The organism is Deinococcus hopiensis KR-140 (assembly GCF_900176165.1).
Taxonomy (GTDB): Bacteria; Deinococcota; Deinococci; order Deinococcales; family Deinococcaceae; genus Deinococcus; species Deinococcus hopiensis.
On sequence record NZ_FWWU01000008.1, the window covers coordinates 190,513 to 214,563 of the forward strand.

Annotated in this window: 18 protein-coding genes and 1 pseudogene; 8 read left to right on the forward strand and 11 right to left on the reverse strand. The window is 59.8% G+C overall.

Annotation, left to right across the window (positions count from 1 at the left end):
* The 5 genes from B9A95_RS11395 to B9A95_RS11415 all read right to left on the reverse strand — a co-directional run bounded on the left by B9A95_RS11395 (position 1) and on the right by B9A95_RS11415 (position 8,705).
* Complete coding sequence (locus B9A95_RS11395; RefSeq protein ID WP_245808260.1) at positions 1-2,796, reverse strand: DUF11 domain-containing protein; 2,796 nt, start codon at positions 2,794-2,796, stop codon at positions 1-3.
* A 153-nt stretch (positions 2,797-2,949) separates the two neighbouring features.
* The gene (locus B9A95_RS11400) at positions 2,950-5,178 is read right to left on the reverse strand and encodes a DUF11 domain-containing protein (protein ID WP_084047398.1); all 2,229 of its coding nucleotides are present in this window, start codon (positions 5,176-5,178) and stop codon (positions 2,950-2,952) included.
* Positions 5,179-5,245: 67 nt separating this feature from the next.
* Complete coding sequence (locus B9A95_RS11405; protein WP_084047399.1) at positions 5,246-5,740, reverse strand: hypothetical protein; 495 nt, start codon at positions 5,738-5,740, stop codon at positions 5,246-5,248.
* A 455-nt stretch (positions 5,741-6,195) separates the two neighbouring features.
* Positions 6,196-6,561: a hypothetical protein gene (locus B9A95_RS11410; RefSeq protein ID WP_139806701.1), complete on the reverse strand. Its 366-nt coding sequence runs from the start codon at positions 6,559-6,561 to the stop codon at positions 6,196-6,198.
* A 68-nt stretch (positions 6,562-6,629) separates the two neighbouring features.
* A complete protein-coding gene (locus B9A95_RS11415; protein WP_139806702.1) occupies positions 6,630-8,705 on the reverse strand; it encodes a hypothetical protein in 2,076 nt (691 codons plus the stop codon).
* 820 nt (positions 8,706-9,525) lie between these two features.
* Between B9A95_RS11415 and B9A95_RS32115 the strand changes: the two genes are divergently transcribed.
* From B9A95_RS32115 to B9A95_RS11420, 3 genes are all read left to right on the forward strand, one after another.
* Positions 9,526-9,768, forward strand: coding sequence for a hypothetical protein (locus tag B9A95_RS32115; RefSeq protein ID WP_139806703.1), 243 nt, complete (start codon positions 9,526-9,528; stop codon positions 9,766-9,768).
* 341 nt (positions 9,769-10,109) lie between these two features.
* Entirely contained in the window at positions 10,110-10,322 is a 213-nt protein-coding gene (locus B9A95_RS33600; protein ID WP_170928595.1) for a hypothetical protein, read from the forward strand.
* A 68-nt stretch (positions 10,323-10,390) separates the two neighbouring features.
* Positions 10,391-10,618, forward strand: coding sequence for a hypothetical protein (locus B9A95_RS11420; protein WP_084047402.1), 228 nt, complete (start codon positions 10,391-10,393; stop codon positions 10,616-10,618).
* A 265-nt stretch (positions 10,619-10,883) separates the two neighbouring features.
* Here the strand turns inward: B9A95_RS11420 and B9A95_RS11425 are convergent, their stop codons facing one another.
* Complete coding sequence (locus B9A95_RS11425) at positions 10,884-11,444, reverse strand: site-specific integrase (RefSeq protein WP_084047403.1); 561 nt, start codon at positions 11,442-11,444, stop codon at positions 10,884-10,886.
* A 92-nt stretch (positions 11,445-11,536) separates the two neighbouring features.
* Positions 11,537-13,576 (reverse strand): hypothetical protein, encoded by a 2,040-nt coding sequence (locus tag B9A95_RS11430; RefSeq protein ID WP_139806704.1) that lies wholly within the window; start codon positions 13,574-13,576, stop codon positions 11,537-11,539.
* Positions 13,577-14,108: 532 nt separating this feature from the next.
* Between B9A95_RS11430 and B9A95_RS11435 the strand changes: the two genes are divergently transcribed.
* A complete protein-coding gene (locus tag B9A95_RS11435; RefSeq protein WP_170928596.1) occupies positions 14,109-14,567 on the forward strand; it encodes a transposase in 459 nt (152 codons plus the stop codon).
* 516 nt (positions 14,568-15,083) lie between these two features.
* Positions 15,084-16,244, forward strand: a complete 1,161-nt coding sequence (locus tag B9A95_RS11440) for a branched-chain amino acid ABC transporter substrate-binding protein (RefSeq protein WP_084047406.1) — start codon at positions 15,084-15,086, stop codon at positions 16,242-16,244.
* On the opposite strand, the gene B9A95_RS11445 is transcribed toward B9A95_RS11440, so the two are convergent.
* Positions 16,241-16,456 (reverse strand): hypothetical protein, encoded by a 216-nt coding sequence (locus B9A95_RS11445; protein WP_084047407.1) that lies wholly within the window; start codon positions 16,454-16,456, stop codon positions 16,241-16,243. The two genes, B9A95_RS11440 and B9A95_RS11445, sit on opposite strands and share 4 nt — an antisense overlap.
* A 587-nt stretch (positions 16,457-17,043) precedes the next feature.
* On the opposite strand from B9A95_RS11445, the gene B9A95_RS11455 reads away from it, so the two are divergent.
* Positions 17,044-18,057 carry an IS110 family RNA-guided transposase gene (locus tag B9A95_RS11455; protein ID WP_245808261.1) on the forward strand — a complete coding sequence of 338 codons (1,014 nt, stop codon included), beginning with the start codon at positions 17,044-17,046 and terminating at the stop codon, positions 18,055-18,057.
* 54 nt (positions 18,058-18,111) lie between these two features.
* On the opposite strand, the pseudogene B9A95_RS11460 reads toward B9A95_RS11455, so the two are convergent.
* Both B9A95_RS11460 and B9A95_RS11465 read right to left on the reverse strand, forming a co-directional pair.
* Positions 18,112-19,105: pseudogene (locus B9A95_RS11460) on the reverse strand (transposase family protein).
* A 121-nt stretch (positions 19,106-19,226) separates the two neighbouring features.
* Positions 19,227-20,585: a replication initiator protein A gene (locus B9A95_RS11465; protein WP_084047409.1), complete on the reverse strand. Its 1,359-nt coding sequence runs from the start codon at positions 20,583-20,585 to the stop codon at positions 19,227-19,229.
* Positions 20,586-21,591: 1,006 nt separating this feature from the next.
* Here B9A95_RS11465 and B9A95_RS11470 point away from each other — a divergent pair.
* Both B9A95_RS11470 and B9A95_RS11475 read left to right on the forward strand, forming a co-directional pair.
* Complete coding sequence (locus tag B9A95_RS11470) at positions 21,592-21,831, forward strand: hypothetical protein (protein WP_139806705.1); 240 nt, start codon at positions 21,592-21,594, stop codon at positions 21,829-21,831.
* A gap of 123 nt (positions 21,832-21,954) precedes the next feature.
* Positions 21,955-22,374 carry a response regulator gene (locus tag B9A95_RS11475; protein WP_084047411.1) on the forward strand — a complete coding sequence of 140 codons (420 nt, stop codon included), beginning with the start codon at positions 21,955-21,957 and terminating at the stop codon, positions 22,372-22,374.
* A 1,248-nt stretch (positions 22,375-23,622) separates the two neighbouring features.
* Here B9A95_RS11475 and B9A95_RS33605 read toward each other — a convergent pair.
* Positions 23,623-23,790: a hypothetical protein gene (locus B9A95_RS33605; protein WP_170928597.1), complete on the reverse strand. Its 168-nt coding sequence runs from the start codon at positions 23,788-23,790 to the stop codon at positions 23,623-23,625.
* Positions 23,791-24,051: the final 261 nt, after the last annotated feature.

The window sequence follows — 24,051 nt, forward strand, 5'->3', positions numbered from 1 at the left end:
TTAGTTCCTCCAGAGCAGGACCGGATCGGTTACGGCGGTATCAGGGCCGCCCGGAAACACGAAGCGGTAGGTGAGGGTCGTTTCTCCTGAAGGGAGGCTACCGGAGAGCGTGTTGCGTCCTTCTTGCAGCGTGGCCCCGGTGGGCAATGGATCGTTAAGGTTAACTTCAGACAGCACGTGAGGCGTTTTCACCTTCAACGTGACGGCGTAGCCCTGTGGCGTCAGCTGTACGGTCTTCTCCAGCCGCACATCGCCGACCGTGAGCGTGGTCTGCCGGGTGGCTGCAATGTCACCGGCCAGAGGTGCCAGCGGGAAATCCACAGTGGTCAAACCCCGCACATGCACAGTCCGGGTGCCGCTCAGGCCCTCGTCCTGCGGAACACCCAGGGGAAGGTAAGGCATGGTGTTGGGATCGAGCCTCAGCGCCTGGGTGCCGAAGGGCACGTTGGCAAAGTGGTAACGACCCGCTTTGTCGGTCAGGGCCAGGCGGCCCCCAGCGAGAATGATCCGCGCGCGCTCGACAGGCGTGTCGATCTGAGGGTCATACAGGCCGTTGCGGTTGCGGTCCACGAATACGGTGCCGAGGATGTCGGACAGTGGTGCGAAATTCAGCAGGTTCAGCCGAGTGACGGCAGTGGCAATATTGCTGGCAATGGCGCGCACCGTACCACCCGCGCCGTCTCCGACCACTTGCACCGTGTTGCGGAGCTCGGCGGTGGCCTCCGCCGTCACGCGGAGCTGATACGTAATCTCGACTGTTCCACCGGCGGGCAGGACGCCCACGTTCCAGTGCATCGCGCCATTCGAGATGTTGGGGTCCGCAAAGCCCTTGCCGTCCAGGATGGTGGTGCCCGCCAGGTACTCCAGCCCGCGGGCCGGCGTGTCGGTAATCACCGCGTTTTCCACATTGGTGGTGGCCGAGAGGTTGCGAATACGCAGGGTGTACGTCAACCGGTCCCCCGGCGTAACGGACGTACTGCTCACAGTCTTGGTGATTTGAAGCGCCGCGTTCCACACGGGGTTCACGACTTCATTGCTCGGTAGCGCTTCGCCAAACTCGGTGGCAACAAAGCTGAACACGTTTCTGAGGGCTTCACCGTCCAACGCGCGGGGACTGACCTTCACGGCCACAGTGAATGTGCGGGCCTCACCCGCCGCCAGGGTCCCGATATTCCAGGTCACGACCTGCTCGCCGACAGCGCCGCTCACCGTGCCATTTTCCGAAGCGCTCACAAAGTCGACGTGTGCCGGCAGTGGATCACGCACGGTGACACCGTTCAGGGGGCGATCGTAGGGGTTACGGACCTGCAGGGTGTAAACGATGCCCTCACCCTGAGAGAGCGTACGGGTGGCGTCGGGCACAGCAGTCTTGACAAGTTCCGGCAGTCCAGCCTCTACGCCCTGCACCCGGTCGCGGGTCGTATTGCTCGTGCCCCGCGCACCGTTCGCCGTAATCAGTGCTTCCAGTACACCCGTGCGGGTCGCCGTGTGGCAGATCCGCACAGAGGCTTCGGCGCCAGGATCCAGGGGCAAGGGCTGCGCGAGGGGTTGTCCGTCCGCCCCGACGAGGGTGGGCTGGGCCGCTCCTTGGGGATAGGTTACCGTCACGGTGAAGAGATCTCGAACGTCCCCCGTATTTTTCAGGGTGTGATCGAAACACACCTGCTGCCCCACCACTGCCAGTTCACGCGTCTGTACGTCGGCAGGGGTATTCTCCGGCACTTCCGGCTGGCCCACAGGCCCGATGGCAACGGCAGGCTGGTAGCGCACATCCACAGCAGCGCTGCCACTGACGACCTGCGAACCCGTCACGGCTGTGGCCACGTTGGGAATCACGTGGTTTTCAGCGGCCTCACCAGCACGCATGCGGAACGTCAGGGTAAAGGTGTCGTCTGGCTTCAAGCTGGGCACGCGAACTCGGAGGTTACGCACCAGAGTGGGCTCGCTGGTGCTCCAGCCCTGCTCATCCGCCGTGTATTCCAGAACGCCAGCGCTGGTCCTGGCACTCCCTGGGACATACACCAAGCCCTGATCCAATTGTGCGTACAGTGGGTCCGAAAGCACCACCTCGTCGCTCTCTCCGGCGCCTGCGTTCCGGCCCGTGACGGTAACCGTGGTCTCGTCGCCGGGACGAATCAGGGCCGGCTCGAACGTCTTGGTGACGGTTAAGGCCGGAGGTGGGGCCACGACAAGCTGACTGACGTTGTTGGCGTCCCCCTCATTTCCATCTGGGCAACCGGCAATGACGTTCACAAACGCTCTGCCTTCCATGCCCATTGTGGTCTGAACGCCCAGGCGGAGATCCGCCCGCTCACCAGGTGCAAGTTTGAGCCGCTGGACCACGGGCGCATCGGTCACCGGTGTGCGGTCATCCAGCACCAGCCGCAGGTCCGGTACAAAGGCGCTGCCGGGTTCAGCGCGAGTCAACAATGGAAACTCGAACGTTTCATTGCCTGCATTCACGACGGTGTAGCGAAAAACGGCTCCCGCACCACTCTTGATCGCGGCCGTTTGTCCAGGCGCCTGTACCGTGCCGTCGGGTTGCACACTCACGGCGCAGATGGACTGCACAACGGTAAGAATCACGCCTGACACGGCTGAGGAGACGCCGCCCGACTCCAGTGGATCGAACGTCGCCACCGCCTGATTTCGGATTTCCGTTCCAGCTGGCGTCGCAGTTGTGGCGGGAGCAGTGCCCGTTTGGGCCAGTCCTGTACCTATGGGGCCCAGGCCTGGCAGGAGGCCAGAGAGAAGACCGAGGGAGGCGAACACGGACAGCACGCGGGAGCGCTTCAAACAGACCACATCCTTACGGGAGAGAGGAGGCCCCACAAATGGGCCAGGAAAGGAAAGTCGGCAGGACAAAAAGAATCTCGTGTTTTTGACAGGCGATGAAGTGAGTGCGCCCCCCCGAAATTGTTCAGCGAGGGGGCGCACCACGTGGAGGAATTATTTGACTTTAACGGTCATGCTCACGCTGATCTGTCCACCTGCGGCCATGGTGTCTGCAGCGGTGATGTTGCTGTCACCGTTGGTATCCACCGCCACGTCCACGCGGGTCACGTTGGCCGGCGCCGCGTTGCTGGTGCTCCAGGCGCCGCTGTTGAAGCGGTACATCACGGTGCCCGTAACGTACGAGCCGCTGTAGGTGGCGCTGACACTCTGGAAGGTGGTCCAGGTGAACACGTTGGTCGTGCCGCCCGAGCCGTTCGTGTTGCTGTTGGATTCCGTGACCATGAAGTTCTTCAGGGAAGCGTTGAAGTTGTTCTTGGCAAGGATGGTGTACTGCAGGTTGTCGCCAGGCTTGGCCGCCGCCTTGTCCACGGTCTTGGTGACCAGCACGCCGCTCGCGGGGGGCGTCGTGGGGGTGTTGGGGTCGGTGGGCACGGCAGTGATGGTGATGAGGTCGTTGTTGTCCGTGCGGTTGATGCCGCTGTACACGCTGGTCACGTTCTGGCTGACAGCGAGGGGGTTGCTGCTTCCGTTGGACGAGGTGGCCAGGGCGTCGGCAGGAAGGTCGATCACGGCCCAGACCTTGAGTTCCGTGTTGGCCGCCACCGTGCCCGTGGTGTAGATCTTGTTCACCGCGTCGTAGGTCAACTGGGTGCCCAGCGCACCGTTGTTGTCCAGGTAGTACTTGACCTCAACGGTGGAGGCCGTAGCGGAGGTGGAGACCGGAACGCTCACCGAGCCATTCAGCTTGAAGGTGTCGGCGTACTCACCCGTGTTCGCGACGTCCATGAGGAACATGGCCGTGCGGTCCGTCGTGGTGTTGGGAGAGGTGCCCGTGCTGGCCGCCACAACCACGGCTTCCGTGGGGGTAGGGGTGGACACAGCGCCCAGAGCCGGGGTCGAGTCACCGAACTGGAGCTGGCTGGGGTAGATCACGTCGTTGGTGGTGTCGTCCGCCGTCGTGCCGGCATCGTTGCCCGAGTCGACACCGATGGTGACCGTGATGGGGCCGGGGTTGCTGTCCGCCACCGCGTCGTAGTCGGGGTAGGTAATTTCCACACGGTAGTTGGCCGCGCCGCCATTGGCCGCCACCGTCAGCGTGGGCCAGTTGTTGACCACGGGGAGCAGGCCGCTGCCGTCCGCTTTCAGGAACCGGACCGTCGCCGTACCGGCCGTACCGTTGGGCAGGGTGACCGGGATGGTGAAGGTACCGTCATTGTTGTTGATGGTGCCGGCGTTGGTGGGGAACAGGTTGACGGTGTCGTCGATGGTGCCGCTGTTCTTCACCTCGTTGAGGAAGGTCACCTTCTCGTTCGTGCTGTCGATGTCCGCCTTGGGGTAGGCGTACTGGTCGTCGCCGATCACGCCGATGTAGGTCTTGGGGTTGCCCGGAGTGGGATCGTTGGGGTCCGGGTACACAGGGGTGGGAACGGGCGTGATGGGCGGCAGGGGAGGATTGGGGGTGGGGGTGGGGGGATTGGTGACCGGGGGCGTCGTGGAGACCGTGGGGGTGTACACGACGGCACGCGCGAACTGCAGATCGCTCGTGGCTTCCTGCACGGTGTTCCCGCTGGGGGTGTTGGTGGGGTTGCCGTTGTTGTCAACGTACGTGTCGCCCGTACCGCGGGGGCTGACAGCGTACTGTTCGCCAGGGTTGGCGCCCGCAGGTACGGTGATGACCTGGATGATGCTGACCTTGCCCTCGTCCGTGTTCGTGGTGATGTCGTCGACGGGAAGCGTGACCTGAACGACCGCGAGCGCGTCACTTGCGCCGCGCTCACTCGCCTGGAGAATGCCGTCACCGTTGGCATCCACGAAGTACTTGACATTGGTGGCGGGGCGGGGGTTGCTGCCAGCGGTGGTACCGGTGGTGTCCGCAGTCAGCGACACCACGTAGTTGTTCACGTTACCGGCGTTGCTGACCGTGTAGGCAGACTGCATTTCGTCGCCGTTCTTGACGCTCAGCTCGTAGTTGGTGGGCAGAGTGCCACCCGCCGTGGTCTTATCGTTGGTGTTGTTGTAGTAGAAGATGTCAAAGCTGGGGTTGGCCAGGACGGTGGTGATGACTTCTTGCGAAGACGAGCTCGTCAAGCCGCCACCATTCGGGTCATCGAAGGAGGCCACCGCCACGTTCTTGATGGACGTTCCGGCCGTCACGCCGGCAGCAGAGGCGGAACCAGCGGCGAGGGCCGCGAGGAGGGCCAGAAACTTCGTGCTTGCTTTCATCTTGTTCTCCTTGTGTAAGGGCAGTTGGCCCGCAATACCTGATGGAATACTGGTGGGAAAAAGAGGCTTACTTGACTTGAGCACGGAAGCTGACCTTCATCTCGCTGCCCGCCTTCATCTCGCTGATCAGCCAACGCACCGCCTGATACTCGTTGGGCTTGGCCTCGACGTCCTTCGTTACGCTCTTGCCGTTCTCGGTGACAGTGACTTTCTTGGTGGGTGACGCGGCGTAGGTCTTGCCACCGTCAATGGAGTACTCGGTTCGCACCCCCGTTTGAGTTCCACCATCGGGCCCCTGGTACACCATCCCTGTGGGCACAGGCAAGCGCACCACGATGTTCTTTAACGTGCGGCTGGAGACGTTCCGGGCCACCACCGTTTGTGCCAGCAGGTCACCGGGGCGAACCTTCACATAGTTGGGCGTACGTTGCTCACTGCTTTTGCCATCCACGGTGACGGTTCGGACAAGCGATTGGCTGTAATCCAGTGTGAGGGGAGAGGTGCCTTGCGCCAGGGCCACCCCCAGCAGACTGAGTAAGACGGTTGGGGTGAGGGGTTTCATCAAGGACTCCTTAGGGGTGCGAAGAGGGCGATTCAGTTCGCCACTCCAGTCAGGCGAGGACTTTCGAAAAGGAGTGTAACGATGAGGTCCTTACAACCACCTCACCACAATGAGGAAGTATTAAGGTCTGCTTCTTAAGGGGAATCGCGAAATAAATCCTCCCATACGGCAAAAAATTGCTCTCCCGAGGAGGGTCCTTGCAAATCCTCTTAATGTTGATTGGGGAAGAAGGGGAACGAAGCCCGTGAGAAAGGAGGCCTGGACCGCAGGGGTCCAGGAAGCGAGAAGTCAAGGGGAATGTCGTGTGGGGCGTAGGTTCTTTGGTTGCCACTGGCAGACTGGTGGCGCGGAAAGTGGAGAAATGACGGGAGACCGCGCGGCTGTTGTGGGGGTCTACAGCGCTTGCGAAGTTTCCAAGACGCTTGTAAGGGAAAGAGACGTTCTGGCTGAGAACGTCACGGCAGGGCAAACTGAATATGGTCAGCGCCTACTGCGCCTTTGGCAATGGCAGGGGTAGACTGCTGGGCGCAGCGGTCATCAGAAGCAAAAGGGGCGGGCCTCAATTTCTGGCCCACCTGGTTGTATTGATTGGCTTTGATACAGAGCATTGAGTGAACCACCAGGGTGGTACCGGCCGCGCAGGCGTCCAGGACAGGGTGCAAGGTGGGCAGCAAGCTCGCCTGGTTCTGCTTGAGGTCTACACCCACTTCAACCGGCTCAACTCTCCTTGTGGCGGACGGCAAACGTCCCGACCCGGCAAGTATTACTTTGCTGGCCGCAACAAGGCGTGGAGTGACGGCCACAAAAATAAGAGCAGGCACGTCTCCCAAAGCTTTGGGAGACGTGCCTGCTGATAAGGTGCTTTGCTTCTCCCTGAGGCGGCAACGCCTCAGCCCAGGGTCACCACGAAGTCCAATTGCAAGGTGCTGTTGGGCCCCAGGGTATCCGGCACGTTGTCGTGATCGGTGTCGACCGCCACCTGATAGTTGGTTCCCGCCGCCTTACTGGTGATAGCGGTGGTGAGTGCCGTCCAGGTTGTCCCGCCGTCCGTGCTGTAGATGGTGTCAGCGTCTGCAACGGCTGTACCATTTCTGGTCAAGGCGATGGAATTCAAGGTGGTATTGGTGGGGACAGTGTCCTTTATGAAGAACTTCGTGACGTTGGTGTTATAGACGTTTTTGGCGATGATTCGGTAGCTGACATTGGTTTTGAGCGATGCCGTCGTTTGGGCCAGGGTGTAACCAGCCGGGTTGGTCAGGCCGCTGTTACTTTCAGTTTCTGTACCTGCCACCACACCGCTCTTCGCCGTGAACTTCGCCATCACAACGCCCTTGTTGCTGGGGGTGGAAGCGAAGATCAGCGGCACAGTGATGGTGTCGTTGGTATCTGTGGCCGTAGCCGTACTGGTTGCGCCTGTGGCCGTTTGCGTGAACGCCGGGGTTACGCCCTTGAGTGCGTTGCTGGGAACGTTGACGGTGGCGATCACACAGCCAGTCGCTCCAGAGGCCAACGCCAGAGGGAGGGTGCCGTTTGCTGAACCACTGCAAGTGGCGTCGGCCGTATAGGTCACGGCGACGTTTTGTGTGGAGATGGTGCCGCTGGCATCCACGACCTGGAACTGCACCTGTTGGGAGGAGAAGGAGAAGGTATCCGATGCCCCACCACTGTTTTTAATCTGCATGTTGACCGAAGCGGTCGAACCTGGGGACACACTGGGATTGGGGTTCAGAGAGGCGTCAGGACCTGTGTTTGTCTTATCACCGAACAGCAGTCCGGGGACATTGACCGTGTTCGTCGTGGTGTCTTCAGCAGTGGTGTTTACATCGCTCAGACTCTCAATGCTGAGCACAAAGTTCTGTGCACCGGCAGTGGAACCGTAGATCACGACCGTGCGGACGTCCGCCGTGCTCCCTGAGGGAACGTTTTGCACCTGCACCGCACCGCTGACCAACTTGTAGGTAATGCCGCCCTCGGTGACCCCTCCCGCCGTAATAGTGGCGCCACTGGGCGTCTTGAACTCGACCGTTCCCCCCGTAGGCGTGGTGGAGGTCAAGACGTAGCTGTCCGTAAGGGCACCCGTATTCTTGAGGGTATTGATAAAAGTGGTGGTGGTGCTGCCGAAGGCAACCGCGGCCGTCTGCGTATCGCCCGAACGGGAGATCGTGACGGTGTTCTGGCTGGGATCGGTGTAGCTGCCGCTTGCGCCAGCCGCTGGGTAAGTACTCGGGCCCACGACAGCGGTGGGGCTGTAGGTCGTGGCGCGGGTGTACTGCAAGTCTCCGTTCGTGGCCGGCGTACCTGGTGTGTTCTGGTTGGAGCTTTCGTTGTAGGCCGTGTAACTGAGGGTGGTGCCGCCCACAACGACGCTGCCGGCGGGGGCCGTTCCCTTTGGGGTGGCCGAGTACTGCGCACCGCTTGGCGCATTGTCCGGCAGGGTGATGACCTGCACGATGCCCTGGGTGCCACCGTTGGTCAGGGTGACCGAGGTGATCGGCGTGTTGCTGTCGGGCGTACCGTCCTCGTTGGTATCGAGGAAATACTGGACGCCACCCGCGCCGTTCGATGGAGCCGTGGCGGGAAGTGCGGTGGCGCTGCCAGTGGTATCCGCAGACAGATTCACGACGTAGTTGTTGACGTTGCCGTTGTTCACGACGCGGTACTTGGTCGTTACCGTCCCAGCCGGCAAAATATTACCCTTGTCATAGGTGGCTGCTGGGGTGGTGGCCGAGGTGTCATCGGCGCTGCTGTCACTGTAAAGAACATCAAAACCAGTAACAGGGTTTACCAAGGTCGTGACCGTGTTGGACGTCGTGGTCAAGCCCGTAACGCCACCACCAGGGTCGTCGTAGACGGACGTGGCAGTGTTGTTGATTGCCGTACCTGCAGTTGTCCCTGCGCTTGCAGCGTGGGCCCCTCCCAGCGCCAGAGCGGCCATTAGTGCCAGTGTTGTCCTCTTCGTGTTCATCCTCTTCTCCTCACTCTGGTGCTGAGTGGACGGGACATGACCAAAAGCGGCCCGTATCACCCAGAGCCTACTGGGAGCAGCGTAAAGAGAAGTTCCTTACAGGCAGCTCACAAATAAATAAAGCGTGAGAGAGGAGTTAAGATATTAAAACAAGGGGAAGGGCCTGCTAGACGGTGTTCCGCGCATGTAACATTCCGGAGAGCTCCTTTTCCCCTTAAGCTAAACCTTAAGAGGAAAGGTCAGAAACGCTTGGTGATCATCGCTTCAGGCACGTCCTCCGCCAACAAACACGCCTCATGGGACACTTGCCCCAGGTGAGTGGTTTCCCGAGCTCGGGGAGGTCGAGGAGAACTTCGACCAGGACAGCTTTCTGTTCTCTCTCATTCAGGGGTCCAGAAGCCTACTCCCATGGCAGGTGACCCACCAGTGGACCGTATGACGTGGACCTCTATGATAAGAGAACAGAGAACTGTCCTGGTCGAAATTCCTCTCGACCTCCCCGAGCTCGGGAAACCACTCACCTGGGGCAAGTGTCCCACCAGCGCTTTCATGTCCCTGGCCAACCTGTGAATCTGCGAGGGGTAGCGCAGGATCTGAGCCCTGAGGGCTTGGGTCAGCTGCACACGCAGGTCCAACAACTGACAGAAGCGGGTCCGGCCGTCTTCGGGGCCTCGACGGTTCCCAGCCTGCCGAGACAGGTAAAGCGCTTCATCGCTGCTTGCGCGTCATCCAACGGGTACTCCAGGCGTCGCCGAGGACAAACAAGTAGAAAAGTCGAAAAATACCGATCTTTAGAAAATGCTTCTACTATACTCATCATATGTTTAAAAAGCAGTTGAGGGCTGCGTTTGTAGAGGGGCCTCCGTTTGCAATCGCTGGAGGAACCCTCGTGTCCATTGCAGCCGGAAACTGGCACTTCCTGGAATACGCGATGCTCCTCTTGGGCTTCGCTTTCATCGTGCTTTGCTTGCAGCCTCACTACTGTCAATTGCGGCTGAGAGTTAAGTACGCGCATCTCAACCGCCTGACGTATCTCAAAAACTCTTCCAAAGACTGCCAGTAAGCGCCTCCTGCGCGGCCACCAGGTTTTCGTACGCCAGGTTCCGCACCCATCCAGTTCCCGGTACTCATCCAGGGACCGGCACCAACCCAGGTCCGTGAGGTAGCCCTTCTGGACGGCCTCGTCGATGTTCTGGGCCCGCTTGTCCCGCGCCCGAAGTCCCTGCAGCATCTGGGCTACCTCATAGGTGTGCTGGCTCACAGGGCACGCCGAGGCGTGGCTGAGCGGGTCAGCAAGGGCCTGTACCGCATCCGGTAAGGAGGCGAGCAGCGAGGGCGTCACGAGGCACCGCCTTTTAAGAAAACAGTGCCATCCTCAGCGTGCACCGTGTCTAAGCTGCTGTCATGGAATTTTTCGTGCCCGACACGCACCTCACGCGTATAAAGCACACACCTGATGGACAGACCGAACTGACGATGCTGTTGGAAGTTGGACGTCCTCAGGTTGGCGACCTCCTGATCAGTTCGGCGGACACCTGGAAGGTGACGAAGCTTGTTCCCAGGGTTGGCGAGCTTCGTGCCCTCGTTAGAAAGACACATAACTCTCGCTGGCGCTGAGGTCATGAGGCGCCGCCCAGCACGGATCTTGTAACAAAAATGAAGGAATAATCAACTAAGCTGGATCTATGCAGCAAGTGGCTGAGAGTTACGGCCCTGAACTCCTGACTCTGATTCAGGAGGTACAGAACAGACGTCCCGACACTGCTGTCCTGATCGGCGATCTGCTGGAACGCATGCGCCCTCACCACCCCGAAGCGACACCCGCCGCATTGCGTCTGGCCGTCTGCCTGCTCAAACGAAAAGGGCTCATTGAACACCGCGGCCCTGGCCTCTACCGCTTCCCCCACAACTAGTGGGTCACTTGCTATAGGTGTAGGTATTCACGGGACGACCTGAAGGGTCGTCGCTCCAGACCTTCCCAGAGGGGGCCACCCAGCATAGGCTCGCTGACAACGAGCCCTTCTTTTTCCTTCCCAAACGAACGGGGTCGGGTGCGCGTTTCATCCCCTTGCGGTTGCTTCCAACCACACAATGATTTGCATTGGGCTGCTTGTCCGTGTGTCGCCTTGATCTCGGTACCGCTCGAAAACGGGTGAGAGCCGCGGCGAGGCGGGCACTTCACGCGACTTGTGCCCTTTGCCGGACCATCAGCCGGGCATCATCCTCGCCGAGGTGCCCGCCTCGCCATCGGAGGGACAGCGCCTCATCGGTCCGCACCCCCGTGTGGGCCAGCAGCAGCAGCAGCGCCCACACCTCCAGGTGGCGCGCCGAACGTTTCGGATCACGGCTCACCTGGTCGCGCGCTTTTTCCAGGACGTCCTCCATCCGCCGCCTTGGGTACGGCGCATTCTTTTCCAGCGGGTGCCGGCGGTCTTTGGGCACGCGCGACCCTTCGAAGGGAACGGCCTTCGTCGCGCCGACCTCGCGCAGGGTCGCATAGAGGGTACGTCCCGCGGCGGCGCGGGCCTGGACGGTGGCGATGCTTTTGCCGGAAGCGAGCAGGCTGTTGACGTACCCCTGCACGTTCTCGCGTTCCGGGGACAGGACAGTCCAGGCGTGCTCAGCCATGAACGTGGTTAATTGCCTGACGCCGGTGCGGTAGCTCATCCGGGTGTGCGGACGGACGAGCAACCCGGCCTGGGCATGCTGGGTGAGGTACCACTCGGCGATCTCCCACAAGGTTGCCCCCGTCTTTTTCGGCGCAGGCCTTTACCGCCCAGCCAAGTCAAAGAGAGCCCGCCCCTGTTCGGGGCGGGCTCAACTGAAGTGATTTAGTTGATCTTGGTGACAAGGTCGAGTTCAAGTTTGGAGTTAGGACCCAGGCTGTCCGGGATGTTGTTGTTGTCCGCGTCCATTCCCACGAGATAGGTCGTTCCGGCCGCCTTGATGGCGATGGCCGTGGTGAGCCGGGTCCACGTGGTCCCATTGTCCGTGCTGTAAATTGTATTGGCGCTCGTGACCGCCGCACCATTCAGGGTCAGGCCGATAGACTGCAAGGTCGTGTTCGCAGGCACGGTGTCCCTGAGAAAGAACTTCGTCACGCTGGTGTTGTACACGTTCTTCGCCAAGATCCGGTAGCTGATGTTGCTTCCAGGCAAGACCGTGGTCTGGCCCAGGGTGTAGTTCGCCGGGTTGGTAAGTCCCGTGTTGGGCTCGATCTCGCTCCCTGCAGTCACGCCCGCCTTTGCAGTGAACTTCGAGATCAACACGCCCTTATTGCTGGGGGTGGTGGGGAACGTCAGGGTCACATTGACCGTGTCGTTGGTGTCCTGCGCGGTAATCGTGCTGGTACCGAGCAGGGTTTGCGTGAGGGTGGGGGTCTGCCCCTTGAGCGCGTTGCTGGGCACCGCCACTGTGGCGATCACACAAGCGGTGTCTCCAGAAGCCACCGTCAGGGGGAGAGTCTCGCCCGCGTCGGTGGTGCCATTGCAGTTCTCATCAGCAGCGTACGTGACAGGAACGTTCTGCGTGGTGATGTTGCCGCTGGCGTCCACGACCTGGAAGGCCACCTGAGTACTCGTGAACGAGTACGTATCGCTTGAGGCGCCCGCGTTGTTGACCTGCATGAGGAGATTGGCTGTCGAACCCGGGGCGACTGAGGGATTGGGGTTTTGCGTGGCGTCGGGGCCCGTGTTGGTCTTGTCACCGAACAGGACTTGCGGCACGAGAACAACGTGGTTCGTCCCGTCTTCCTCGCTGGTGTCGAAGTCGCTGGTGCTCTCGATGGTCACGTAAACGCCCAGACTAGTGGTCGAGGCAGCGTACGTAACGACCGTCTGGTAGTTGGCCGTGCCACCTGCAGGGACGTTCTTGACTGTGGGTGTCCCGCTGCTGTCCGTCACATAGATGACGCCGTTTTCGGTGACGGGCGTGTTCGTGATGGCAGCGCCGCTCGGCGTCTTGAAGACCACGCCGGCGGTCACAGTGGTGAGGGTGAAGTTATCGGTGAGTGCGCCCTTGTTCTTGATGGTGTCGATGAAGGTGACGGTGGTGGTGCCCGACCCCACCGTGGCGATCTGCGCGTCCCCCTGCCTCGCGATGCTGGTGGTGGGCGTGGTGGGATCTGCGTACGTACCGGTGCCGTTTCCGTCAGGGTAGTTGTTCGGACCCACCACCGCTGCGGGGATGTAGGCGTTGACCGTGGTGGGCTGCAAGTCGCCCGAGGTGGGGGACACACCGGGCGTGTTCTGGTTCGAAGTTTCGTTGTACGCGCTGTAACTCACGCCGTTGATGCTTCCGCCCGGATTGCTGCCCATGGGACTGGCCACATACTGCTGGCCACGACCTGAGGAACTCGGCACGGGGATGGCCTGGACGATGTCCTTGTATCCACCGTTGGTGAGGGTAACGGAGGTGATGGGGCTGTTGAGGTCGTCGGGCACACCGTCGCGGTCAGCGTCGAGATAGTACCGGACGTTGCTGGCGCTGCCGTTGGCAATGATGTTGACGACGTAGTTGTCGATGTTGCTGTTGTTGACGACGCGGTAGGTGGTGTAGACGGTCGTTCCGGGGAGGATGTTGGGTTTGGTGTAGTTGGCTGGCGCATTCGCGTAAGCCACGTCGTCGGTACTGCCGTCACCGTACAGGATGTCGAAGCCAGTAATGGCATTGACCTTCGTGGTGACGGTGTTGGAAGTGGACGTGAGGGGAGTGTTGCCACCAGTGGGGTCGTCAAAGACGGCGTCAGCGATGTTGGTGATGCTTGTGCCGGCGTTCGTTCCAGCACTGGTACCGGTGGCGAGGGGAACGGCGGCGGCGGCGCTGCCCAGGGCGAGGGCGGCCATCAAAGTGAGGAGACGGGAATAAGTCATGGAGGGACTCCTGGAAGGGGCGAGGAGGAAATGTACGAACGCAGCGGTGAGCTCGCCCGGTGTCTTCATCCATCTTAATGAGAGAAAAATAACAGAGTAATAACAGTGGAGTAAATTTCTGACGAAGCCTTAATATCGCGTCTGTGGAGGATTTTCTCTCCAGGACCAAGGAAATGTCGAATTTTTGATTTTGCCCAGCCTTTATTTTCTTAAGCTTGAGCAGGACACAGTGACATTTCAGTGGGGCAGAGGTGGGGGTAAGGCGGCTATTTAGCAGCTCCCTGACAGCCTGAACCTGGTCTGTCAAGTTGGCTGAGGAAAAGACCCTAAGAAGGGGATGGGAGGCGGCCATCCACGTGACTGGCCTGCAACGTTTGGCACAACTCCCGGGCCGGCCGGGTCTTGAGTGCGCCGAGTACCGCCCGTTTCGTCTTCCGCTCTTGCTCCTTCTTCGCCACACATGCTTTGGTACGCTCCTCACAACGCAGGTGGGTTGAGGGCCTATCCGGGAAAGAAAATAGAATGGTGGGAAATGGCGACCACTCAACGCCATCAAGGCCAGATCAAAGCGCAAGCCACGCTCTGGGAAGTGCCGGATGAACTGTGGCTGCGGTTGGCGTCCCTGCTGGTGATCGATAAGCCTAGGAAAAAGAGCGGGCGTCCCGCACGGGACGCCCGCTCGATCTTCAACGGCTTGATCTGGCTGGCTCGAACCGGCAGCCAATGGAGTCAAGTGCCCAGCTGCTACGGTCCGAAATCAACCGTCCACGAACGGTTCTGTGCCTGGGAGGAGCACGACTGTTTGCGGGTCGCCTGGAACATCGTGTTGGAAGAGTACGACCAGGAATTGGGCATCGCGTGGAAATGGCTTGCGGCCGACGGGAGCATGGTCAAAGCCCCGTTGGAAAAAAGGGGGACGCCGGCATCCCGCAAGCCACGGGGAGCAACCCCACCGACCGAGGAAAAGCCGGCTGTCAACGAGGCCTCTTGACTGATACCAAAGGCATTCCGCTCCCCGCTGGGGATCCACACCGCCACCCGCCCCGGCGGTGGGTCGTTGAGGTGGGCCACAGTCGGTTCAATCGCTTCCACCGCCATACACGTTGGGAGAAGCGGCAGGACCTCTATCTCGGCTTTGCCAAGTCGGCCCCTTGCCTCATGCTCTGGCGCAAACTTTCTCCCGTCACTCCTATTAAAAAACTTTCCGGATAGGCTCTTAATCCTGTCGCCTGACCTGGAGCGCTTTCCGTCGGCGCTTGGCCTCGCACAGCCGGGCAACCCTACGTCCTGAGCGTTCTCAATTGCACTCCAAAAGGGGGCCTGACTGTGCTGCCTTCACGCCACCCGACGGACATGAAAGGAGGCTGTCAGGGTGTAAACGCCATGCTGCTCCGCAGAACTTCACCGGCGACCTCCTCGCTGAGCAGTTAAAAAAAGTCTGCTCAACCAGATCCGAAGCTGTAACCATCACCCGTTCTCTTCCCGATCAACCCGTGACTGGAGCTCCATGAAGAACTACACCCTTATTTTGAGCACCCTCCTGCTGAGCAATGCCGCCAACGCCGCGACTGTCAAAATCGGTGTACTCGCGCCCGTCACTGGCTCCATCTCGGCCATTGGATTGGACGTCAAACGTGGCGCTGAACTGGCTGTGGCCCAACGTAGAGCCGAATTCGCCCGCATGGGCATCACGCTCGAAACCGTACTGCTTGATGACCAGGGTGACGCCACAACCGGCGCAGCGCAGGTTGAAAATGCCATGAAGGACCCCCTGTTGCTGGGCGTAATCGGGCCCACCAAGTCCGGCGTTTCGCTGAAAGTCGGCGAGATGCTCGCCAGGTCCACCAATCCCCTGCCGTTCATCTCTCCTGCGAGCACCAATGACGACCTGACCAAGAACAAGTGGACGTTCTTCTTCCGCATGACTTCCCCTGACGGCGCTCAGGCAGACACCGCTGCTACATACATTGCGCGGGAAATCAAAGCGAAATCCGTGTTCATCGTGAGCGACAACCAGACCTTTGCCAACGGCATCGCAGGCGTCCTCGGGGCAGAACTAAAACAGCGCAGAATCAGCACGCAACTGGGGGCAGCGAACGTCGGCGACGTCAAAGCGCAGGCTGCACTCGTAGAGCGCATCAAGGCTGCCAAACCTGACCTGGTGTTCTACGCAGGCCTGTATGACGGCGGCGGGCCCTTCATCCGGGCGTTGCGCGCGGCGGGCGTCACGACATCGTTCATGGGTGGCAACGGCCTGGACTCCCCTGAATTTGTCCGCCTGGCACAGGGGGACGCGGGTGGAACACGCTTTATCACCGGCTTCGGGCCTGTGCAGAACTACGTTAACGGGCAGAACTACATCAGTGACTTCCAGAAGGCCTACAACACGCCCCCCGCCGTTCGGTCCGCTTTCACGTATGACTCGATGAATACGATGCTTAACGCGCTTGCCAACAGCTACCACAGCCTCCGTAAGGTGCCTACCCGCGCCCAGCTGATCAGTGCCGTCCAGAGCGTCAACTCTCCCACCAACCGCAACGTGACTGGAGCCATCGCGTTTACGCCGACCGGTGAACGCCGCTCCTCACCTATGTTCGTCGTTGAGATTGACGCGCACACCCTCGCCACGAATGTCATTTACGGCACGCGTTATGCGGCCCCGCGCTAACCCCTGGTTCCGGCCTGATGTTGGCCCTGGAGGTTGCCGCGCAGAGCCTGCAGGGCGGAAAAGCTCTTGAGGTCCACCACGGTCGGCTCCAGCCCTGCCAGGGGGAGCACCTCGACCGGTCGTGCCACTGTCTTCCCGCGTTCACCCCAGACCAGCGGCAAGAACCCCCAGCCCTGGGGCCGAATCACCGTTACATTCAGGGGCGCGCTCACGCTCTGGCCCTCTTCAAAGGGGGCAGCACCAGCTTGCTCTCACCTGCGGGAAGGGCACTCACCTTTAAGCTCGACTTTGGCTACGAAAGAAGCCAGTGTGCGCGTACACTCGGCTTTTCCTCGGCCAGTGGGGTTGCTGCCCGTGGCTTGCGGGATACCAGCGTCCCCCTTTTTCCCAACAGGGCTTTGATCATGCTCCCGTTGGCGGCTTGCTCCGCCCACAAGGTCCCCAACTCTTGGTCGTCCTCTTCGAGGACGAGGGCCCAGGCTGTGCGAAAGTATTCATGTTCTCCCCAGGCGCAGAACCGCTCGTGGACCGTGGAATTTGAGCCGTATCGCCAAGGGGCTGCGTTCCTCCCAATTTCTTCCTGCTCCGCTCCCATATCCAGCCTCTACACCTGAAGACCTTGTATGTTCGTGGCGGGGCGCAGGACGGTAGACCGATGAAGACCCCGGCCACGAGGCCGTGCAACAGCAAAGCTCGCCGTCTTGCTTCTCCCGAGTTCAGCGCCCGAACGGTTGCGTGAGGATGAGCTCGCATAGGCAAGGAAGGGCGGCGCTGGGATGCCCCGAGGGAGGGAACTCAAGTGGAGAGCATCTTCGTCGGTATCGATGTTTGCAAAGCTCGCCTTGATGTTGCGATTCGTCCCACTGGAGAAATTTTTGCTGAGGAGAACTCGATTCCAGGTGTCGCACGACTTGCGGATCGCCTGAAAGCACTCGAACCGACTTTGGTTGTGCTGGAAGCGACGGGTGGGTTGGAGCGGGATCTGGTCCTGGCGTTGGTCCAACAAGGTGTTCGGGTCGTCGTGGCCAATGCGCGTCAAGTTCGCGACTTCGCCAAAGCAACAGGTCGACTGGCCAAAACAGATCAATTGGATGCCATGCTCTTGGCCTTGTTTGCGGAGATGGTCCGGCCTCCAGCTCGGAAGGTACCTGAGGAGCGGGTTCGTGCACTGGGAGACCTGGTCGACCGTCGACGACAAGTCGTCGACATGCTGGTCATGGAACGAAACCGCCTTCACTCCGTACGGGCGGAAGCGGTGCGTGCAGATCTGCACGCACACATCACCTCTCTGGAGAAACGCCAGAGTGAGCTGGATCAGGAACTGAAGGCCCTGATGGAGACCGATCTGCAGTGGCGTGCTCAGCGGGACCTTCTGATGAGCGTTCCCGGTGTGGGTCAGGTCGTCACGTTGACGTTGCTTGCCCAGTTACCTGAGCTCGGCCAAGTCTCTGGCAAACAACTGAGCGCCCTTGTCGGATTGGCACCGTTCAACCGAGACAGCGGGAAATCCCGAGGGCGACGCAGCATCTGGGGAGGACGCGCGGAGGTGAGGACCAAACTGTACATGGCGGCGGTCACCGGAATTCGTGTCAACCCGGTACTTCGGGATGTTTTTCAGCGTCTGGTTGCACAGGGAAAACCTAAAAAAGTGGCGCTCGTCGCGTGTATGCGTAAGTTGCTGGTCATCCTGAATGCCATTGTTCGTTCTCAAGTGCCGTGGCGCCCCGTGTCTGACCCGGCGTTGTCACACCGTGCCATCCACGAGACGCCACGGCACCCCTTGACTTCCCACACGGTTGCTGTTGCGCAGTAGCTGAAGGGGCAGCGGGGCGACGTGACCCGTCGCCCCGCTGCCCTGTCCATGGGCTCAGACCGTAGAGAGGTGCAGTCGGCGTTGCCAGCGGAGGTTGACGAGACCAGCGACACAGCCCCAGATCAGGCCGTGCCTTGAGGGCTGGTTCCGAAAGAACGCCTTGCAGGCGCGAAATTTCATGATGCGATTGATGACGTTCTCCACGGTGATCCGCACCTTGGAGATCAGCCGGTTCAGCTCCCGCTGCTCTTGGCTCAACTCGCCCTTCTTCGGGCGTTTGGCGGGCACAACAGTCTCCCGGTCGGGGTAGACCTTCTCCATACCGGTATAGCCGCGGTCCCCCCACACCCGGACGTGGCGGGGGAGGCGGGTCATCAGCCGGGAACACCGCAGCACCTTCATGTCGTGCGCAGGGCCGCCAGCGGTCGCACTGAGGTGGACAATCTGCCCCTCAGGCGTCACCGTCACCTGGGTCTTCAGGGTGTGATTGCCCTGCTTAACGCTGTAGAAACGCCTCTTGTCCTTGGGTCGCCCCACGGCCTTCTTCCCCGGCCTCTGACCCTTCTTGACCTTTGGCTGGCCTCGGGGCTGCTCCGTTCTCGGTCAACTCGGGGAACACCTCCAGAAACTCGTCCAGTGAGCGAATCTTCCGGGGCTTCTTGGCCTCTTTGCCGGGAGCTTCGTCGGGCTGGGCCTGGAGCGTCCGGGGACGTAGGGGAGCAGGCAAGGCCTGCTCCAACACCGGCAGCAAGCCGTGGATGTTCCGGCACACGTTCGCCGCGTCGAGGTCAAACAAGATGCCCAGGACGTGCATTGTGAAGTACTGGCGCAGGTAGAGCAGCGCGACCAGGAGCCGTTGGCTCAGGTCGAGCTTGAAGGTGTTGCCTGCCCCAATGCGCCGGACCCGTCCGGCGCGCAGCAGGGAGCGGCGGTGGGCCTGCTTCCACAACGGCTCCAACTCGATCAGGAGCTGGTCGAACTCAGCGGGATTCAGTCCCACCAGCCGCTCGAAGCAACGCGCTCGGGATTTGAGCTTCTCCAGCCGCAACACCCCTGAACTTCCCCCTCCACTGAGCTGCTGAGCAGTTACCTCGATTTCACCAATGATTGACCTCATTGGTGAAAATCAAAGTTGAAGTGATTACCCTCGGTGTACCCGGACTGCTCCCTTACTCACTCTGGCCTCTGATCAGTTGCTCCCAATTGTTGATGAGCTCTTCAGCCTCCTGGGTACCCTTGTGAAGAAGTTGAGTCAGGTCAAAGACCTGCAGGTGCCCCTCGATATACAGTCGTGCAGCCCGGTCCCGCAGTTCACGCCGTTTCGGCGAATTATCAAATTGACCCAGCAAGATGATGTGGACTGCACTCTCCTGCCGCTTTGAAGGTTGCTCAACTGGGGCTTCCGAATGGGGCCGCTCCTGATGAGGCTTTGTTGCCTGGCCTTCTGGTTGAGTGGCCAGAATCGTGTCGTACTTTTCTGGGTTTTCGAGAATGTCCGTGAGAATACCCGGGCGGTTGCGGATGCGGTGTCGGTACTCGGATTGGAGCAGGGCGTCGAAGCGGCTCACCGCCATTCGAACTGCCTCCAGCCTATAGGTTTGGGCCAGTCCCAAGGCCCGTCCACCACTGATCCCATACTGAACCAGAAGAGCTACCGCTTGTGGATTGGCGGACAGCGTCTCGCGGGAACGGAAGGTGTAGTGGACGTACCGGTCTTTTCCTCTTCCTTGATAGGTCACGTCGGAGAGAAACCCGGCCTCCTTCAATTCCTCGTGGGCTGGAGCCAGGGCCCTCAAAATGGTGTCGTTACGCATGCCGTAAAGGCCCAGATGGGTGGCCCAAATGGAAAGTGGCACGGAGTAAGCCATCACCGGCTGCTTTCCGGAATCTCCCGTTTCGCGCTGAAAGGACAGCGTGCGGAAGAGGGTCCGCGTCAAGGGCTGAGTCAGCTTTGAGAGAAGTTCCAGATCCAGAGGCCGGATGTGCCCAGCACGAATATTGGCCATAAGGCCGTCATCCAACTTGATGGCGATGAGCGTCTGGGCTCGCCACTGCCCGACTTGCTCAATGTCGATAGAATTGTCTTCGCTCCAATGCTTGACGATCAAGCTAAACGACAGGGTACGCCACCTGTGCTGCTTCCCGTCATACCAGCTGTCCACGATGTTATAAGCGGTGTGCTGCAGGCGGTAGAGCGATTCTTTGAGATTCTTATAGGCCCGTGCACTCGCGTCGATACCGCTGAGGCGCAGCAATTCACGAATAGAAAGGCGCACTGTATCGTCTGCGGGAAGGCCCTGGACCACAGCAGCGCTCACCAACCCCAGGAGAATATCGTTGTCGAGACCGTGGGGGACCTGGCTGTTGCGGGGCGCAGTACAGGTGACTCGGATCAGACCAAGCGAGTCGAGCTGGATGTCCTTCGACCACTCGTACAACTCCGTACGGTTGGGAGCGAGGACCAGATTGAGTCGAGCGAGATTGCGCTCATCGTGACGTACGCTCAAGCTCTGGTCCTTGCCTGCCATACCTAAAGTTTACACATCCGGCTGGAACTCTTCGGCCTCCTGATTGAAGATCATGTTTTTAAAAGAAATAAAAATAATGAATGATCAACATCATAGACCATCTGAAAACACTGTCTAGAAGGGATTCCATAGACCAAACTCCACAAAGTGCCACAGGCGAGTCCCACAAAGTGCCACACGGCTTTCCGCCGAGCTCCACAAAGTGCCACAGGGAGGAACCCCGTCACCCGCTCAGAACTCCACAAAGTGCCACAGGCGAGTCCCACAAAGTGCCACACGGCTTTCCGCCGAGCTCCACAAAGTGCCACAGGGGGAACCCCGTCACCCGCTCAGAACTCCACAAAGTGCCACAGGAATGGAGCGCCCTACAGAGGGCTTATTCCACAAAGTGCCACAGGCGAGTCCCACAAAGTGCCACACGGCTTTCCGCCGAGCTCCACAAAGTGCCACAGGCGAGTCCCACAAAGTGCCACACGGCTTTCCGCCGAGCTCCACAAAGTGCCACAGGGCTTTTCCCTGAATTCCACAAAGTGCCAACAGGGCGCCCTGGCGCACCTCCAGATCGTGTTGAAAGAACGTCTGTCCTCAGTTCACCATGTACACTCGGCCGTTTTGCATGATCAGGTCGAGGCCAGGATTGAGTGTGCCGAAACTCGGCCAAGTATTCCAAGCGCCCGTAAGACCATCAAGCCCGTAGTAGTGCACCGCCTTGAGGCTTGAAACACTGGCGGAGAAAGACCTTCCTGCTGCTCACCCTGCGCGTGGATCAGGAGCGGGAAATTCCCTGGCGAGGCAGTGACCGTACCCTGCTGGAAGCGACGGGGTGAAGCGTGCGGGCGGCCTTCCTTGCAGAGGCTGGAGTGGAGGCTGCTGCACAGACCGGACGTCAGGATGCGTTGACAGGGGTGTTCAACCGACGGGCGTTCGACGAGGACCTGGAGCAGTCCCAGGGGGCGGGAACGGGTTTCACGGTGTCTTAAAAGCGGAATTGCGGGGGCAGGGGGAGGTGTACCGCCTTGGGGGTGACGAGTTCGTGTTGCCGCTGCCTGGGGCGTGGACGTCAGGTGACGTGGACGAGGTGGTGGATGTGGCCGTGCTGATCGTGGAGCAGGGCTGTCTTGGCCAGATTGGGGCGAGTGTAGGTGCGGAAGTAGACGAGCCTGGGTCGCTGACTGAACTGGCCAGGGCGCGGATATATGAGGCCAGGCGCCGACGGAAAGCGTTAAGGGTAGGGCAGGGAAGTTAGGGGCGCGTTCATGCCCTCAACGAGAAAAGCCCTCAGCGCTCCTGTCGAAACACAAAAAGCGCATTGAATTAAAACGCAACTTAGGGGATAAATATACTTCTAATAAAGCCTTAATCTTGTCGAGTGACTCTCCCGCAACATTTCCTGCTGATTGATGACAACGTCGCCGATCACCACCTGGCCCAGGAAGCGTTCGGGGAACTCTGCCCGGAGTGCACGCTGACCTGCTACACCAATGGCCGAGAAGCGCTGCATGCCTTACGGCGCGGAACGGTTCAGGCGGAGGTGATCCTGCTGGATATCAACATGCCCGTGATGAATGGTTTCGACGTTCTCCGGGAGCTCAAACGCGACCTGCAGTTGGTGACGCTCCCGGTGGTGATGCTCTCCACGTCCAGCAACAAGGGTGACGTGGACATGGCGTACACCCTACATGCCAGTTCGTACTTTGTGAAGGCAACGGATTTTGATGGGTTCATCGCGCAGATTGACGCCTTCCTGGCGTACTGGCGCCAGGCCCAGCTCGCTCCCAAGCCCGTTTAGCAAAACCCCTCCTCTTCTAGCTCCAGCACGGTGCTGCCAGGCTTCCTCGTGGCAGCCCAGGTCGTCCGCGAGGGCCAGGCGCTCGTGCTTGTCCGGTCCAGCAGGGGCCAGACGCCGGTCCTCCTGATACGCGGCGTGCAGCTGGTCAGCGATCTCGACAGCAGTCAGGTCGGCAGGGCGCATGGGCAGAGGGTAAATGAAAAAGGCCCCATGCGCCGTGGTGCAAGGTGGGGCCAAAAACAGACATCCTGATTCTCAGAGGATGTAGCAAGAGAAGTACTTCTTTACTGCTGCTGGCAAAGAGCACCAGGGGAGCAGCCCCCACCCCCTGGGCCCCAACTGCCGCCGCCACTGCCCCCTCCGCCCCCACACATATTCCCACAATCACAGGCGTAATTGTTTAAACCGCAACTACCGGCGTACGAAATGGATGTCCAACCAATGAAACAGAAGGCGACCAACATAACCGCAACCCTTCTAATGGTATTCATATCCAATCCCCCATATGAGACAATGGAATAAGGAATTCCTGGCAATATCTTTGCGTAGCAGGGAGATCTCCTCTACGCCGAGGTATATCAAGGAATTACCCTTAGGAACACATTATTACTGCTGATGGCAAACAGCTCCCTTAGGACAGCCACCACCTGAAGATGGCGGGATAGAGCAAAAGCCATCATCACACCCAGGGAAAGGCCAAGGCGTTGCAGAAGCACCCAAGCTCACGACAACAAAAGCCAGAGCAAGAAACCTACAGATAATTTTCCCCATCGACAGATGATAATACAATACAAGCTTATATTTGAAGAGGATTTGAGAAATATCCTATCTCCTGTAGATATAGCAACAAATACCAAGGTTCTATGACGACCAGTAATATTTTGGAATAAGGGGTGATAATTAACAAAGTAGCTCCTAAACACGACAGGTCAAGGAGCTACTCTAAAGGGTTGTTCGTTACTGTTGGTGACAGATGGCGCCTTTGGGGCAACCCGAGCCACCTGGCTGACCCCCGCCAGCGTTGCAGAATATAGAGATTGGGCTACTACCACAATCATTAGCATAGGCCATTCCAGAAACAGCAGTCATGGTTGTGGCAACGAATGCAAGAGCAACGGCCCTACGTATGAATTTTTTCATAGAAGGACTATAGATCTCGGGGACTCTGCCATCAAGCAGATGTGAGCGACATTCCGCCACCATTTGTGGTAGGCGAAGAGCAGAAGTTGTCTGATACCTACCGCTTCTTCACCACCGCCCGGTACAGCGTCTCCAGTCCAGCAACATCGCACGCCTTGAACGCTGGTGCGAACGGTCGCCCCAGATGGACAGCAGTGACACGGCGTACTGGTCAAACGCCACGGCGAAGATCAGCACCACCGGCGCGTCGGCACTCTTGCCATTGACTAGCGGCACACCGTCGCGCACGGCTGCCCGGTCAATCTGCCCGCCTCACGTCTGATCGGTCTACCCGACGGCTATCAGCCCTTGCGCGGAACCGTGGTGCTGGTGCCCCCGCCCGAGGGCCAGGCCATAGTCAATGATCCGAATTCTTTCCTTGGGGCGCGTCAACATCCGCACAACTTTAACGATTTTCAAATGCCCCCTCCCCGCCACCGGCTGAAGCCAGGGCAGGGAGGGGGCAAGAGTTTGAGGTCAGCGGATGCCGAACACCGT

What these genes read in the sequence shown, in the direction of transcription:
- B9A95_RS11400 (WP_084047398.1), bottom strand. Translation starts at nt 5,178, where the DNA reads ATGAAAGCAAGCACGAAGTTTCTGGCCCTCCTCGCGGCCCTCGCCGCT.
- B9A95_RS11405 (WP_084047399.1), bottom strand. Translation starts at nt 5,740, where the DNA reads ATGAAACCCCTCACCCCAACCGTCTTACTCAGTCTGCTGGGGGTGGCC.
- B9A95_RS11415 (WP_139806702.1), bottom strand. Translation starts at nt 8,705, where the DNA reads ATGAACACGAAGAGGACAACACTGGCACTAATGGCCGCTCTGGCGCTG.
- B9A95_RS32115 (WP_139806703.1), top strand. Translation starts at nt 9,526, where the DNA reads ATGTTTAAAAAGCAGTTGAGGGCTGCGTTTGTAGAGGGGCCTCCGTTT.
- B9A95_RS33600 (WP_170928595.1), top strand. Translation starts at nt 10,110, where the DNA reads ATGGAATTTTTCGTGCCCGACACGCACCTCACGCGTATAAAGCACACA.
- B9A95_RS11420 (WP_084047402.1), top strand. Translation starts at nt 10,391, where the DNA reads ATGCAGCAAGTGGCTGAGAGTTACGGCCCTGAACTCCTGACTCTGATT.
- B9A95_RS11430 (WP_139806704.1), bottom strand. Translation starts at nt 13,576, where the DNA reads ATGACTTATTCCCGTCTCCTCACTTTGATGGCCGCCCTCGCCCTGGGC.
- B9A95_RS11435 (WP_170928596.1), top strand. Translation starts at nt 14,109, where the DNA reads ATGGCGACCACTCAACGCCATCAAGGCCAGATCAAAGCGCAAGCCACG.
- B9A95_RS11440 (WP_084047406.1), top strand. Translation starts at nt 15,084, where the DNA reads ATGAAGAACTACACCCTTATTTTGAGCACCCTCCTGCTGAGCAATGCC.
- B9A95_RS11465 (WP_084047409.1), bottom strand. Translation starts at nt 20,585, where the DNA reads ATGGCAGGCAAGGACCAGAGCTTGAGCGTACGTCACGATGAGCGCAAT.